The sequence below is a fragment of the Pseudomonas gingeri genome (genome assembly GCF_013385635.1).
Classification (GTDB): domain Bacteria; phylum Pseudomonadota; class Gammaproteobacteria; order Pseudomonadales; family Pseudomonadaceae; genus Aquipseudomonas; species Aquipseudomonas gingeri_A.
The window spans coordinates 43,918-59,094 of record NZ_JACAPR010000025.1 but is presented as its reverse complement, the minus strand read 5'-3'; the positions used below and the strand labels follow the sequence as shown (position 1 = coordinate 59,094).

12 protein-coding genes and 1 pseudogene are annotated in these 15,177 nt (G+C 62.2%); 1 reads left to right on the top strand and 12 read right to left on the bottom strand.

Going from position 1 to position 15,177, the window contains the following annotated elements; genetic code table 11:
- Positions 1-5: 5 nt before the first annotated feature.
- A complete protein-coding gene (locus tag HX851_RS27055) occupies positions 6-410 on the bottom strand; it encodes a very short patch repair endonuclease (protein ID WP_177066141.1) in 405 nt (134 codons plus the stop codon).
- Positions 411-463: 53 nt separating this feature from the next.
- Positions 464-1,519, bottom strand: coding sequence for a DNA cytosine methyltransferase (locus HX851_RS27050; protein WP_177066115.1), 1,056 nt, complete (start codon positions 1,517-1,519; stop codon positions 464-466).
- A gap of 722 nt (positions 1,520-2,241) precedes the next feature.
- Between HX851_RS27050 and HX851_RS27045 the strand changes: the two genes are divergently transcribed.
- A complete protein-coding gene (locus HX851_RS27045; protein ID WP_177066116.1) occupies positions 2,242-2,763 on the top strand; it encodes a LasR-specific antiactivator QslA in 522 nt (173 codons plus the stop codon).
- A 277-nt stretch (positions 2,764-3,040) separates the two neighbouring features.
- On the opposite strand, the gene HX851_RS27040 is transcribed toward HX851_RS27045, so the two are convergent.
- The 10 genes and pseudogenes from HX851_RS27040 to HX851_RS27000 form a co-directional block, all read right to left on the bottom strand.
- Positions 3,041-3,175 carry a hypothetical protein gene (locus tag HX851_RS27040; RefSeq protein ID WP_256262824.1) on the bottom strand — a complete coding sequence of 45 codons (135 nt, stop codon included), beginning with the start codon at positions 3,173-3,175 and terminating at the stop codon, positions 3,041-3,043.
- Positions 3,156-3,563 (bottom strand): S-adenosylhomocysteine hydrolase, encoded by a 408-nt coding sequence (locus tag HX851_RS27035; RefSeq protein WP_177058216.1) that lies wholly within the window; start codon positions 3,561-3,563, stop codon positions 3,156-3,158. The genes HX851_RS27040 and HX851_RS27035 overlap by 20 nt, the downstream gene beginning before the upstream one ends.
- Before the next feature lie 156 nt (positions 3,564-3,719).
- Positions 3,720-4,535, bottom strand: a complete 816-nt coding sequence (locus tag HX851_RS27030) for a YfaP family protein (RefSeq protein ID WP_177066117.1) — start codon at positions 4,533-4,535, stop codon at positions 3,720-3,722.
- Positions 4,536-4,538: 3 nt separating this feature from the next.
- On the bottom strand, positions 4,539-6,185 hold the full coding sequence (locus HX851_RS27025) for a DUF2300 domain-containing protein (RefSeq protein WP_177066118.1): 1,647 nt from the start codon (positions 6,183-6,185) through the stop codon (positions 4,539-4,541).
- A 1-nt stretch (position 6,186) separates the two neighbouring features.
- Positions 6,187-10,755, bottom strand: a complete 4,569-nt coding sequence (locus HX851_RS27020) for an alpha-2-macroglobulin family protein (RefSeq protein WP_177066119.1) — start codon at positions 10,753-10,755, stop codon at positions 6,187-6,189.
- Positions 10,752-11,393 (bottom strand): DUF1175 domain-containing protein, encoded by a 642-nt coding sequence (locus HX851_RS27015; RefSeq protein WP_177066120.1) that lies wholly within the window; start codon positions 11,391-11,393, stop codon positions 10,752-10,754. Before HX851_RS27015 ends, HX851_RS27020 begins: the two co-directional genes overlap by 4 nt.
- A gap of 185 nt (positions 11,394-11,578) precedes the next feature.
- A complete protein-coding gene (locus HX851_RS27010) occupies positions 11,579-13,303 on the bottom strand; it encodes a DUF2138 domain-containing protein (protein ID WP_177066121.1) in 1,725 nt (574 codons plus the stop codon).
- A gap of 52 nt (positions 13,304-13,355) precedes the next feature.
- Positions 13,356-14,144: a YfaP family protein gene (locus tag HX851_RS27005; RefSeq protein ID WP_177058210.1), complete on the bottom strand. Its 789-nt coding sequence runs from the start codon at positions 14,142-14,144 to the stop codon at positions 13,356-13,358.
- A gap of 247 nt (positions 14,145-14,391) precedes the next feature.
- A pseudogene (locus tag HX851_RS45190) lies at positions 14,392-14,496 on the bottom strand (helix-turn-helix domain-containing protein); the annotation flags it as partial.
- Positions 14,497-15,090: a chorismate--pyruvate lyase family protein gene (locus HX851_RS27000; RefSeq protein ID WP_177066122.1), complete on the bottom strand. Its 594-nt coding sequence runs from the start codon at positions 15,088-15,090 to the stop codon at positions 14,497-14,499. It abuts the pseudogene before it with no gap.
- Between the last annotated feature and the right edge of the window lie 87 nt (positions 15,091-15,177).

Sequence of the window (15,177 nt, the reverse complement as noted above, 5' to 3'; positions counted from 1 at the left end):
GGTCTCTAAGGAGTAGCTGGTTTGTTTTGTTTTTTTAGCAGATCTAGCGCCTGCGTTACAGAGGCGGCTATGCATTCCGGTGTTTCGTGTGTCCAAAAACGGAGCACCTCCCATCCCTCATCACGGAGTACAGCTGTGACCCTACGGTCCCTGGTTTGGTTGTTGCAGAGCTTCTCCGCCCACCATTCCCCATTAGCTTTCGGGATCGTACCGTGATCAGGGCAACTATGCCAAAAACAACCGTCGATAAATACGGCAAGTTTTACGCCTGGGAAAGCTATGTCGATATTGGCTCGACCGATAGCAACTACTCTAGGTCTGTAGTGGATTCGGTAGCGGAGTCCAAGAGAGAAGAGGATTTTACGAACAGCTAACTCGGGGGCCGTATTTTTGCTGCGAACACGCCTCATCAAAACAGACACCATCAAAGAGGATGGTGCCGGGCGAGGTAGCTCTTTGCTGATCAAATAACCTCTGGCATCGTCCGGCTGAGTGCGGCTCTCAGGCTTTGGGCAATAGTACGCATCATTTCTGGCGGTACAGCGTTGCCGATCTGGGTCGCTACCTGGCTGGCATTACCCCAAAAAATATACTCATCAGGGAAAGATTGAAGTCTAGCAGCCTCACGCAGCGTGATAGCTCTATCTTGAGTCGGATGAGCGAAGCGGCCCCGGGTTATATCAGTACAACCGGTAGTAAGAGTCGGAGCAACATCTGCCCACTTCATCCGACCGTAAGTATCCGAAAATGAGCTCTTCTTCGCATTACGGTGGCAAGCAAGCTGGAGGTGCGGGGGTAATGACTCTCGTCCACCACCATCCACAGGAATATTTTGTAAGCGCTCAATATTCAAGGGTGAATGTTTACGTGCGTAATGCAGTGCATCCACGCCCGCTGCTTCCCTGCCCACAGGAGGGATAGGTAGGTCACCAATGGTTTGACCAACCGTTCGTTTACTAGTGCGAGCTATGTTCGTCGCCTCAGCAAGAGAAACGCCTTTGGCGGCAACCAAAATCATGCGAGTGCGACGCTGTGGAACGCCCAGTTCAGCCGCATCTACACGCATTGGCTCAGCGACATCATAGTTCGCGACATCTCTCAACCATCTGGTGAAGCCATCAAATATGTCTGTGGATGCCAACCCTGGAACATTCTCAAGGAATACAAGTGAAGGGTTGAAACGCTCGATAAATTTTTTTGACTCTTCGACCAAATTGTTACGGGCGTCATCTTTGCTTTTGTGTCGGTTCTGACTACTGAATGGTTGGCATGGTGCACATACAACCAGCAAATCGAGTTTGTCAGGAATGAGATCCGTGAAATCGTTAGGGTCGACCTCTCGGATATCTTTTTCCAGCAAGCGCACAGAGCGGTGGTTCGCTCGATAGGTGCGGCAAGCACCCGCATCGAAATCAACGGCCCCAACAACATCAAAGCCAGCTTGCTTGAGTCCCAAGGACACTGCTCCAGAACCACAGAATAAATCTAGAGCAATCGGCTTTTTAGAGCGCTTGGCCATGAGAGAGTCCCTAACGAATATGTGTGCTTCCTAAACCCAAAATTGTGATGAGTAACGGGAGAAGAAATATGGTGCGAATACTAGGCACAACAAGCTGTCAAGTCTAGACTTTTTGCGGCGGCCAGAGGACCTTCCCGTCCTCACTGAGACCAGCCAAATATGCCTTGCAGTGAAAGCTTTGATCATCACGCAAGCACCATAATTGTATACAATCTACCACCCAATACGCTAATTGCGACGAGTCAATTTGCCCCCCATGAGAGGAGCAGATGCTCGTTGTCACTGACGAATACCACATGAGCAGAAAGACATTTCCCCTCGCCTATCGGATACTTCGCACGAAATTTAAGTCCAACCGGAACTTAAACAGCTCTACCCCCTTCGATTAGTCTGGTTGAGTCACGGGCACTCCCGTGACCGAGTGTCAGAACTCGCTCAACCAGGGCGCGGCCAGCGCCATAGCTCCCCGTAGTCGGCGTTTTTTTGCGTCTGGCTGCTGCGTCTATGGTGGACCGCGCGAGGCAGGCTTCGGCCTGGCCGGTTCCCTTGGTTGCCGGTTTCTGACCCTCGTGCGGTCCGCCACCCTAACCGTGTCAGAACGGCGGATGGCGGTTCCTTAATCCAACCAGGGACTATAAGGAAAATGGCCTACCCTCCTTTTACGCACGGGCACCGCCGACTCTGTCTGCCACCAACACGGCTTGACCACGGAGAACATTTCCATGGTTGATCGCTCGTTACTCTCCCGATTGCCCATCTCTACCCTGATAAGACTCACCTCCCTGAGCCACGACGAAGCGGTCGATCGACTACGTCATGCCGCCCGGCTCTGCCTGGACGGTGCCCGCACGCTTGCCTTCAAGGATCAACAACAAAAGGACCTGGCTGACAAACTGATCGAGGATGCCCTCGCTCTTTACGATCTGGCCTTGCGGCGGAGGCATCCTCCGCCGTTATCCGAGTCACACGCAGTGGTCAGCATCAATGCCTCAACCGATCCTCCTTCCGCACCACCTCCCCCTTGGGACGATCAGTTCGCTCAGGAAATCGCCAGTGGCGCTCGTTGTGCGGAACGCTGGCTGGAGCGGCAAAACACCCAGCCATTGTGGTGGCAACTGACACAGGCACGTATCAGCCACCCGGAGGGGGATCGGCGTAATGCTTTCGAGGCGGGATTTTTAAGGCGATTGCAGCACCACTTGATTGCGACGCAGCACCAGAACGTTCGAAGGTCGTCGAGTTGAACGCACCGAGCAAACGATGACTTACTGGATGACTCCCGCAGTCGCCCATCACGCCCCCAACGACTCGGAACCGATGGGCGACCTGCGTAAAGACTCAGATCATCGGTGCCGCCGCTCACATGGCCGTCCGGATTCGCGGGCCGGATGGGCCATGCTTTTGGTACGGGCAACGACCTCCAGTGCCAGTGCGATATAAGCCGCATATCCACTTTCGAAAGCGTGTGCCATAAGAGTAGCAATCGACTCAGAGTCTTCCAGCGCCGAGGCGGGCCCCTCTTCAAATCATCAAGGCTTGCAAAGCGTCGGTCACATGGATGTCTTTTTCGAGGATGCTGGCTGTCAGCAAACCAACATCAACCTCAGCCAGCACCGCATCAATCAACTCGGCCTGCTCAGGCGTAATGATTTTCATAAGTCACGTAACGCCCACCAAAACCAAGCTTGCGGTTGATACGGCGAGAACCCGTGTCCAATACGATGCCCGCTGGAAGCTGCAAAGTGTCGCCCGCGTTGTATTCACGCGCAGCACGCCCGACTTGGGTCTTCACACCGAGTTTCTGTAAAACCAGCGGTGCCAGCACCTCAAGCGGACGAATCGGGATCGGCTTACCCGTCAGAACACTGGGTTTTGCCTTTGCGAAGACGCCCACACCCAGTTTGACCAATACGCCGTTGGCGATCAGATGACGCAGGGCACGAGATAGCTGCGCCGGGCTGCCGAAGTCGCAAAACTCGGAGCGCAAAAAAACCTCGTCCTTTCGCAGGGCGATGGATCTTTTCAGACGTTCTTCGATAAGCATGGCTCGCTCCCGAGGCATCACCTAGCCATAAAAATCAGCTAACCATTTGTTTAATATAAAATTAATCAAACAAACAATGATCACCGGCTCTCAGTATAAACCAGAGAGGGCAGAACGCCTCTTACGCTCGTCAGGACGTACAAAGTTTCCCCACACCTATGGGTAACTAAACCGCCTCACCAACGTCAGCTCCCCCGGTGCCCGCATCGGCACGATGAACGATTCCATCTTCTCGTTGACCGTCCCTTCTTCCGTGATCAGCGTGATTTTCGCCGTGGTCAGGGCCTGGACGGCGTTTTCCTGGCCGCCGTCTTCGTCGTCATCGCTGCGGTAGCCGCCGCCGTAGTAGTTCACATACACCAGGTACTGGCCCTTGATCGGTGCGGGCATGGAGAAGATTTCCGGGCCGTAGCCGGTGGTGACGTCGACGTCCAGCGAGCCACCGTTGGGCGCCGAGCGGTCGCCGTACCAGATGTGCGCGCCGTCCGGTGTGACCACGTGCAGGTCGAGGTCGGTGCCGTCGCTGTCCCAGGACAGCAGGATGCGCAGCTTGGCCTTGGTCCCGCCGCCGGAATTGAGGAACTGCACGCGCTTGCGCTGTTGGCCATCGGGGCTGCGCACTTCGACGCTGTTGGTGCCGCCCGGGAATGAGTACGGGCGATCGAAGTTGCCGGCTTCGTCGAGCTTCAGCGGCATGCTGATGCCGTTGATGATCAGGTTGCCCGGTGCCTTGGCGTCCTTCGGCGCGCCCTTGATCTGGCCGAGGATGCGCGCCGTGCTGGCCTGGCCTTGCGGGGTGTTGACCGAGGAGGCCGGGTAGTTGACCGTCTGGCTGTAGCGTTCTTCGTCCGCCGAGCCGACGCGCCAGCCGCCGATCGGGGTGTCGAGGCGGATGGCGTTGTCGGCCTGGGCCGGGGTCAGCACGGCCAGCGCGCTGAGGAACAGGGCAACGGTGTGGATACGCAATGTCATGGCCTATTCCAGTAACAGGTGGCGGGCAAGCCCTTCGATATAGTCTTCGTCCTGGCCGTTCGGATGGGCCTCGAACGCCAGGTGCAGGTATTCATGGGTCAGGTCGAGCCGGTCTTGCTGGGTCAGCACGCCGCGCACGTAGATGCGCTGGCGTTCGCGGTCGACATATGGCCGGCCAAACGACAACCGGCAGACGGCGAACTGGCTGAGTTCGTTATAGCCGACTTCCTGGTCCAGGCGCGGGCGCCAGCCACGGCGCTGCTTGAGCAGCCAGTCACGGGCGGCGGGCAGCGGCTCGCAGGAAGCGACCGGGTTGTCCCAGCGGCTGAGGCTCGCGCGCGGGTAGGCACGCTGCAGGATCAGGTCGTAGCGCGCACCGGCATTGGCCTGTTCAACGGCCTGTTGCCAGGACAGTTTGTCCGGGCCGGGCTGGTCGCTGTGGTAGGTCACGGGACTGCCGGCCAGTACCAGGTCGCTGGTCCAGGCGGCAATCGTGCGGGCATCGGCGGTGGCCGGGCGCGGGGCGACGCGCTGGCGACTGCTGCTGTCGTCGATGCTCAGGCAATCGCCGTTGCGCGCGGCGTTCTGCAGCAGGTAGGTGCGGATGGCGACGGCCAGGGCCTTGGCGGCTTCCACCGGTTCGCTCTTGGCTTCCCGCTGCAGGACCCGGGCGACGTACTCTTCGCGATCCAGACGGGCGACCAGTTGCGGCTGGCCGGCGTTCTGCAGCAGGAACAGTTCGCCGGCGCTTTCGATATCCAGCTGGTTGCCATTGGCGAAGTCGACCCGGTAGCGGCCTTGCAGCGCACCGTTGGAGGCCGCCTGGCCGTCCGCGCGGCTGACGCCTTTCAGCGGGTAGCGCGAAAACAGTTCGACCTGCACGCAACGCCCGGCATACGCCGCAGAGGGCGCGGGCAGGAAGCTGCCGAGGACGTCCGAGTAGTGCCGCAGGACCATCTGGCTGGTGCCGCGCCCACCGACCCACAGCGGCGTGCCATCTTCCAGCCAGCCGGCAAAGCCGCCCTGGCGCGATTGCGGATCGTTGTCACCCAGCCAGCTCCAGGTCTTGACCCGCAGGCGTGCGCCCAGCACGCCGACCGCCTGGCCGTCCGCGGCGCCGAGCACCACATCGAGCAAGAGTTTTCGGGCCTGCTCCTGGGCCGGCAAGGTGCGCAGGGTTTCCAGCAGCTCGGCAATCGACACACGGGTCTGTGGCTTGAGCTGGTCGAGATCGAGCAGCCACGCCGGAGCGTGTCGTGCCTGCCAGTAGTCCCGCCAGCGGGCGGCGTCGATCTGCAGCCGCTCGGGCTCGAAATACAGTCCGCAGGATTTCACCAGCGCCGGATCCCGGGCGATGCTGCCACCCGGCGTGCAGCAATAGACTTCGTCGCGGTCCTGGCCGTGGCAATCGTAGGCCGGCTCCTGCTGGTCGGTATCCACCAGCCAGGCGTAGACGAACAACTTCCACAGGCTGCCCAACGGTGCTTGCAGGCTCGCCGGTAAAGGCTCGCGAGCGAGCACCTGGGTACGGTTCAACTGCACCAGTTCGTAGCCATCGGCGCCTTTCCAGGCCAGGCGCACGGGCTCCTCCTCCGCCGTCGCCAGCAGAGGAAGGACACACAACAACAGCCAGGCCAGGCGACGGGTCATGTCATTCGACCGTGATCTGTCCAAGGCTCGATTTCTGCTCCTGGGCCTGATGCTCCGGCGCATAGATCTGGCTGAAACGTGCCGGCGGCAGGTTGAACTGACCTTTCTGCGAGAAGCGGATCAGGTGACGGACCCGCACTTCGCCACTCAGGCTGTTCACCGGTACGGCATAGGCCAGTTGCCCGGCTTCGAAGCGGGCCTTCTCCAGCGGCGCCGAATCGGTGCCCGGCGCGCCGACGATGTTCACGCCCCAGGTGGTGCGCTCGACGTCGGCACCCGGCGGCAGCGGCACTTCGAGCATGCCGTAGCGCAGCGGTTTCGGGCCTTTGCTGGTGAGGATGACTTCGTCCAGGTAGAGGTTGTCGCTGGACAGCGGTTCCTTGCCCACCGCCTTCAGGCTGAAGCTGTAGGCATCATCGCCCGGCACCAGTTGCAGCAAGCGGCGCTTGAGGGTCACCGGCAGGTCGTCCGGGACCTTGGCCTGGCTGAGGTAGCTCAGGTTCGCCCGCACGGGACGCTCCTGGGCACCGCTCAGCGAGAGCACGGACGGCACGCCCGCGCCCTGCCACTGCCAGTAGTTTTCGCCGGTCGCGCCCTGGCGCGGCTGCCAGCCTTCGCCCGGGGCGAGGGCCACGGTCTTCGGCGCCTGTTCGACGCTGCGTTGCAGCCAGGTCAGGGCCAGCGCACGCTCCAGGGTCGATTGCTGCGGCAACAGACGCTGCAACAGGTCCTGGGCCTGGTCGGCATTGAACGGTTTGAGCGACAGGCTCAAGGCCGTGGCGAACGGTTGCGAGCTGGCACCCAGGCGCTGCTCGGCGGTAGCCAGTTGCTTGGTGAAGGCGTCCGGCAAGGCCACTTTGTTCTGACGGGCTAAGGCAGCTGTCAGCACCCGCGCGCTGGCCAGGCCGAGGGCCGAATCCGGTGCGCTCATGACCAGGCTGTCTTCGCCATCGTCCAGCAGGTTGGTGTTGTCGCCTTCCCCGGCTTTCGCCAGTTCGTCCACCAGGCCGCTCAACAGAGTGTTCACCGGCAGTTGCATTTCCTTGGCGAATGCCACCACCAGGGCCCGCTGCAACAGCGGTGTGGCGGCGGCCTGTTTGGCGTAGACGTCCAGCACCCGCTGCCAGTGTTCCGGCGGCAGGCTGATACCCAGGGCCTTGCTGGCGTTCCAGTCGGCGTAATAGGCATAGGCGGTCAGGAAGGCATCCGGCGTGACGTCTTCGCCCCACCAGGTGAACCACGCATCCGGGCCGGCCATCTGCACCAGGCGCAGGCGGCTGTTCTGCATGATCAGACGCAGACGGTCGCGGACCTGGGCATTGGCCGAGAGCGCCGGGTAGGCGATGCTCAACGGCAACAACTGGCTGGCGGTCTGTTCGACGCCGCCGTAAGGGTAGCTGAGCAGGTCGTCGAGGCTGGCGCGGAACAGCGCTTGCGGGCTGTCGTCCAGGCGCAGGCGGATATCGCTGGTGTCCGCCGGCAGGCTCAATGGCGTATCGCCCGCCGCCACGCCGAGGCTCTGGCTCTGGGTGATCTGCCAACCGTCACCGACGGCCGTGAGGCGCACCTCCAGGGCATCCTGGGTCTTGCCATCCTGCTGCAGCTCGGCGCTCCACTCGCCGCTGCTCAAGGCACTGCTCGGCAACGGAATGTAGTTGATGCCTTTGTTCAGCGACAGCGGCAGGCGCTGTTCCTGGCCGGCCAGGCGGATCAGCAGTTCGGCCTTGACCGGCTTGTCGGCCTGGCTGAAGGCGAACACGCCGAAGGTCGGTTTGTCGCCGTTGCGCAAGTGGGTCGGTCCGCTCCATTTCAGGTACAGCGGCTTGTCGGAGCGGATGAACTGGTTCTTCTGCCCGACCTGCCCGGCATCGGCCATGGCGCGCACGGTGATGCGCCAGCGGGTCAGGGAATCGGGCATGCGGAAGGTGAAACGCACCTTGCCGTTGGCATCGGTGACCAGCTCCGGCTGCCAGGCGGCGGTGTCGACGTCTTCACGCCGTGGCCGCTCCAGCACTTTCACGCCGCGCTCGCTGCGATTGGCCTTGCCCGGTGCGCCGGGGCTGCCCGGCAGGGCGACGTCGTAGCTGATGAACGACAGGCTGGCGCTGGTGCGTACGTTGTTGCGCCGCGGATGATAGAAGAACTGGTCGATGCTCGGCGCCACTTCCGGTTGCAGCGCGTAGATCATTTCATCCACCACGCTGACGGTCAGGTGCGCCGGAATCGGCTTGCCGGCGAACTGCGTGGTCAGGTCCACGGAGACGGTGTCGCCCGGCTGGTAGCTGTCCTTGTCGGTGGCGACGGCGATGTCGATCTGCGGCGCGGCGACCTTGATCCCGGCGTTCTGGAAGCTGTATTCGCCGCCCTTGGTGTAGAGCACGGAGAAGGTCAGGTTGGGGGCGAAGTTGTCCTTCACCGGGATGCGCACGCGGTATTGGGTGTCGCTGAGCTTTTCCAGGCGCAACCAGTCGGCGCCCTTGGACAGCAACGCGGTGGCCTCGACCTTGTCCCGCTCCAGGGACAGCAGTGCATCGCTGACCGGTTCCGGGAAGGTGATCAACGCCAGGGCTTCGTCACCGGCCTGATACTCGGGTTTGTCGAGGAGGATTTCGACGGTGCCCGGTACGGCCTTGACGCCATCGCCGGTCACCGAGTGGCCGGTGGCACCGAGGATGCGCTCGTGGTCGTCCTTGATCGACAGGTTGTAGGTGCCCGGACGATCGAAGGTGACGCTGAAGCCCTTATCCACCGCCGCGAGCTTGCCGCCGCCGGTGGACTGGTCTTCCAGGCGCACCCAGCTGTAACTCGCCGGTTGGCGCGCGGCCGCCTCGGCGCTGGCTTCGCTGGCATAGCCGAACTGGACCTTCTCGCCGGTGGCGCTGAAGCGCTGCGGCGCCGACAGGCGATAACGCGCCGCGCCGCGCTCGATGAGGATTTCCTTGGTGGTCTTGACCCGATACGCGGCGCCATCACTGGCGAATACCGTGAGCATGTAGCGGCTCGGTTTCTCCGCCGCCGGCAGGTCGAGGACGGCAACGCCCTTGTCATCGGTGGTCAGTTCGGCGCTGGTCAGTTCCACCGGGAATTGCCCGAGGTATTGCAGCTCGTTGTCGACCATGGACAGTTGCTGGGCCCGCAGGCTCAGTTGTACGCGGGCGTCGGCCACCGGCTTGCCGTCCGGATAGAGCAGCAGCAACTTGCCCTTGATCGCCTCGCCGGTACGGAAGTCTTGCTTGGCCAGGTCCATGGAGACTTCGAAGTGCGGCTTGATGTATTCGGCAACGCGGAAGGCGCTGCTGTAGGTCTGGTCGCGGTAGCTGAAGCGCAGCTCGTAGCCGCCGGCCACGGCATTGTCCGGCAGTTGGAAGCGGCCCTGGGTACCGGACTTGGCGTCCAGGTTCAGGTCCAGAGACTGCAAGGCGGTGCCGGTGGCATCGAGCACGGTGACACGCACCGGTGCGGTGGTCGGGTTGACCGAGTCACGGGCGTTCTTGAATTCGCGGCCGACGATCTTCAGCGACACCCAATCACCCGGCCGGTACAGCGGCCGGTCGGTGAAGGCGTAGAGCTTGGTGTCGTAGATTTCGCTGTCGTAGTAGAAGTTTTCGGAGACGAAGACCCCGCCCTCCTCGTCTTCACCGATCATGAACGAGCGTTCCGGGCTGACGTGCTTGAGCCGCAGCAGGCCATCGGCATCGGTCTCGCCGCTGCTCATCACGCCGAGGCCGTCGGTCCACAGCACCTTGACCTTGGGCACCGAGCTGCCTTCATGCTTGCGCGCGGCCCAGACCAGCAGTTCGTCGCCGGTGATCTTGCTCACCGCGACGGTGTTGGAGACGAACACCACGGTGGTCGCGCGGTATTTGCCGATCAGCGCTTCCACCAGGTACAGGCCTGGTTTCAGCTTGCCCAGCGGCACATAGACGTTGCCCGGCGAAACGCTGATGAACTGGCTCGACGAACCCGCCAGGTCGACGCCCTTCGGCGGCTGGATCGGCTTGGCTTCCCACAGCGGGTAGCGGAACTGGCTGACCAGCGGCAGGCCCGGCAGCGGCGCGTATTGCGGATGCGCGTCGTAAGGCGTCGGTGCGCCAAGGGTGTCGCCCATCTTCAGTTCCGGCACTTCCTCGGTAACCTGCTTGCGCGACTCGTAGGAGAACGCACGCTGCATCACCCGGCGGGACTTGGCGTACCAGTTGTCCCACAGGTAGGCCAGGGTGTTGGACAGTCCTTCGCCCTTGAACTGGGCGTCGCTGACCACTCGGTGCAGGTTCTTCTGGCGCTTGAGGAATTCCAGCGGCTGGTCGATGCGGTACACACGGATGTCCGCGCCGCCATAGGGCTCCATGCGGAAGCGCCGGTAGTCGCGACCCGGCGCTTCCAGGCGGACCATCGCCTGTTCGTCGCTGGCAAAGCTGGTGTCGGCCAGCAGGAAGAAACTCTCCCCGGCAACCGGCGTGTAATTGCTCGGCGGCACCGAGTCGTCGGCGGCACCGGCGGCCACCGGCAGCAGCACGGCCAGGGCAAAAACCATTCGGGATAACAGACGCATCATTCGAGACCCGTTCATCGAGAGAGGAAGTTCAGCCGATAGACGCCGATGAAGTTGGGGTTCGTTGCATCGGGTATCCATCGGGTGTCCTTCCATGTCATGAGTTGCTGCACGCTGGCGGAGCGCATGCCGTTGTCGGTAGGGGTGGTGGTGCCGGTGTGATAGGCGATGTTGCGGCCCATCCAGATCATCAGGTGCTGGTCGTCGCCCTGGTCGAAGAACAACAGGTCGCCGGGCCGCGCCTGGTTGAGGTCGCGGCTGACCAACTGGCTGTTGAACTGGATCAGCTTGATCGCATTGACGTAGGGCCCGACCTTGCCGCCGCCCTGCTGCCATTGCTGGGCGAGGCTGCGTTGTCCTGCATCCAGCGCCAACTCCGGCGGCAGGTAGCGGTTGGACAGGCCATTGGCCCGCAGCCACTTGTCGTCGTGGACTTTCAGCGCTTCATTGGCGGCGAAGCGCACCAGACCCGCGCAGTCCTGCTGGTACCAGCGCGGGCTCGGGCCCTGGGTCAGTTGCTCCTGGGCGATGCGCACGAACCAGGCGCGGAACACCTGGGACTGCTCGACGTTCAGGGACGATGTTTCAAGGGCGAACGCAGGCGCGCTGAACAGCAACGCCAGCACCCCCAGATATTTGCGAGCACGCCCACCCATTGTGGCGAGTGGGCTTGCCCACGCTGGGCTGCGAAGCCGCCCTGAAACCTGCAAGCGAGGTTTGTCTGGCGCAATGAGTTGGCCGGTTTTGCGACTGCTGCGCAGTCGAGCGTGGGCAAGCCCACTCGCCACAGTAGTGCTGCGTTGCCATCCCGATAGCGCTGTGCCAATTCCGAGCATAGGCGTCACATTGCCCGCCATTGCAACGGCAACCACTGCCAGTGGCCGTCCGGCTCACTGCCTTCGGGCAGCGTCAGGGCGTACTTGCCGTAGCCGGCGAGCTTCTGCAGCTTGGGCAGCAGGTGGGTCTGCGCGGCGTTGCGGAATACCGGTTCCATGTCCTGGGGCAGGCTGTCGAGGGTTTCCTGCTTCATCAGTTGCGCCAGGGAGTCCGGGCCGAAGTAGATCGGCATCAGCACATCCTTGGGCAGCACATCGGCCAACGGCGGGAAGTGCTTGTCGAGGGTGCCGAGGGCCTTGTCCACCAGTTTGTCGTCCAGGGAGAACAGCAGCGTCGAACCATGGCGGGCCAGGCTGACGCGGAAGAAGCCCTTGCCGGTGATCGCATCCGGTTGCGGCGCTTCCTTGGCCGCGTACTGGCCGAAGGTCGAGCTGACCTGGCGCTTCCATTGGTGGACGCTGTCTTTCTTCTGCTCGTCGATGGGGAACAGGCCGCCTTCGACATTGCTTTCGTTGGAACCGACCATGGAGCCGAACAGCTTGCCCAGGTCAGCGTCGAGAGCGTCCCCGGCCTTGTTGTCGAGGCTCGCCACCAGCAACGGCGTGTAGAGACGCGAGTCGGCGTACCAGCACAGGCCGGCGGCACCGTTCATGTGTTCGGTAAGCTTCTGCGCGGTGGCCTCGTCGGCACCGAGCTTGACCAGCAACGGCTTCTGTTGCTCGGCCGCCACCGGCAAGGCGACACAGGCGCTGGCGCCCACCGGCATGGCTTGCCAGATCGGCTTGAAGTCGAAATCCGGCTGGTTGTCCAGCTCGTCCATGGCCAGGAAGCTGTGCCAGCCCTTGTCGTCCATGTCCAGGCGCAGGCCGACGAAGTTCGGGATAAAGCGCTGGTAGCCCATGGCGAGGACACTGGCACCGACCGAGATGCGCTGTTTCACCGTGGCTTCCCGTGGCTTGAGACCAAAGGCCTCGGGGAACAACTTGTCGCCATTGAGCAGCGCGGCCATGGCCTGGAGCGAGACTTCACCCTGCTCGGCCACCGCATCGTCGGTGTGGTCGTAGAGTTTGTCCGGGTTGGACAGCACCACCATCTTGTCGCCACGGGAGGCGAACAGCAGCGATTTGCTGGCGTTGTAGGCCAGGCGGTACAGCGAGACATTGTCGCCGGCCACCTTCAGTTCGCCGACCTTGCTCAGTTGGGTATCGTCCAGCGCGACCTGGGCCAGCGGCTCCAGCACCTTGGCCAGGCCACCGCGATCCAGCACCAGCAGGAAGTCCTTGAGTCGGCCGTCCTTGCCGCGCCACAGCGCCACGTCCGCCGGCTGGTCGAACAGTTGCTCGATCAGCGTGTCCTGCAGTTTCAGGTCATGCTCGTAGATGATCCGGCGCAGGCTGCCGATCAACCCCAGGCGGTCGCCATGGGTTTCGTAGTAGAAGACGAAATCCTCGGTCAGGGTTTCGCGCAGGAACGGCACGCTGAGCAGGTCCTTGGGCAACTGACTGAGGGACGCGGTTTCCAGCAGGGCGTCCGGCCGGCTCAGACCGAGCTTTTCCAGGGCCAGCTCCGGCGCCGGAGCCTTGGGCTTGTGGTGGAGAAACCAGCCCAACCCGCCACCGACCACACCCACCACGCACAGCCCGAGTACGAGACCCAGCCAGCGGCGCGAGCCGGCGGGTTTGGCCGCGGCGGGTGTGCCGGCGTCCGGGGAAGCAGTGTTATCGCTCATGTTCACAAAGCCCATTCATCCGTGGAGCGGGATGCCCAGTAATTGAAAGTATTCAGTAGTTGAAGGTCTTGACCAGCATCAGATCGCCGATGGCGCGCATCGGCACGATAAACGTCTCGCGTTTCTCGTTGACGGTGTTTTCATCGAGGATCAGGTTGATCTGCGAAGTGATCACTTCGTTCTGGTTTTTGCCTTCATCGAAGTTATAGCCTTCGGCGCCGAAGTTGCCCCAATAGTTGACGTAAATCAGGTAGGTGCCGTGCAGCGGCGCGGTCATGGTGAACATTTCCGGGCCCGGGCCGTCGACGCCATCCGGGTCGAGGCCGCCGCCATTGGTCAGGCCGGGATGGCCGAAGAAGGCGTGCTGGCCATCCGGGGTGATGATGTGCATGTCCAGTTCGGCCTTGGGGTCGTCCCAGCCGAGCACCACGCGGATACGCGCCGGAGTGACCGAGCGGTTGGCTTCGTAGAACTGCACGCGCTTGAGGGATTTGCCGGCGGAGCTGCGCACTTCGACGCTGTTGGAGCCGGCACCGAAGGCATAGGGCCGCACGAAGCGGCCGTTGTCATCGGTGTAGAGATTCAGTGGGTTGCCGTTGACCGACAAGGTATGAGGTTGGCGCGGGCCGGACGGCGGATTGACCTTGCCCTCGATCGGCGTGCGACTGCGCTGGATACCGCGGTCGATGGGCGGCGTCGGGTAGGCGACCTGCGGCGCATCGCTGCGATCGAGCAAACCGGAATAGCGCCAGCCGCCTGTCGGCTCCTGCAACTCGGCCGAGGGCTCGGCCCAGGCACTCGCGGCCCAGAGGGCGATCAGGATGGGGAAAAACCGGCGCATCTATGCCTCCTTGCCAGACATCACGAAACCCTGCGCCCGATCCATCCACGGCGCACCACTGAAACACTGAAATCAGAAAGGACCTGTCGAGGACAGGTCGGGAAGTCGCAGAGGTTAGCGATTCACATCTGCTTGCACAATGGCGCAAAAGCGCTATTTGCCGGGCGGATCGGCAAATGAGAGGTCGTGCACACTCAATCCCGTGAAAGCCGCGAAAAACAAGGCCAAAGGCCACTATTCGGCAGCGTCACACCGGCTGCAGATCACGCAGGGCTTCGGGGTATTGGCTGGCGACCCGCAGTAGGGTCTGAGCCGCACCCGTGGGTTGTCGACGCCCCTGTTCCCCATCCTTTCAGGCCCTGCGCTTTTCCAGGAGTGCCGGTTCATCCACCTTCGCCCAGAACGTCGGCAGAAACACTTCCGATACCAGAATGCCCAGGTCGCCCCGTTCGAAGCGTGAGCGTCGCGCCCACAGCGGGGATGCCGTCAACTGACCGTTGCGGGCCGAGTCCTCGTAACGGCAGAACTCTATCGGCCCACGCCGGAAGTCGAGGTCACCGAACAGCAGAGGTCCGATCGGCTGATCGCCCAGGGTCCGCAAGTCCTGGCCGGTCATCTGCTGCACCGCAGCCGGGATAACCGTGCGGGCGAAAACCCAGGGCACGCCCTGGCCGGTGAGATAGATCTCGCGAATCCAGCCACGGCTGCCGGCGGGTAATTGCAGCGCCGTGCATTCGCTGTCCAGCAAAACGTCTTCGCGCTCATACAGCGGGGTGATAGCGAAGCGACCACCGGAAATCTCGACCAGACGCTGGGTCAATGACCCCGGATCCAGCAGGTAATCGGCAACCGATGCCTCGAGTCCGGCGCCCGGTTGCCCGGCCAGTTGCCATTGCACATGCGGATCGGCACACAGGGTTCGATGATTCCTGACGTTGTCGAACATTGCACTTTTCCACCTTTTCTCGAAACCGATCGTGCGGCATGGGCAATAGGGTCACATAGGGACGTGGGCGACTGAAGGGACATTCCT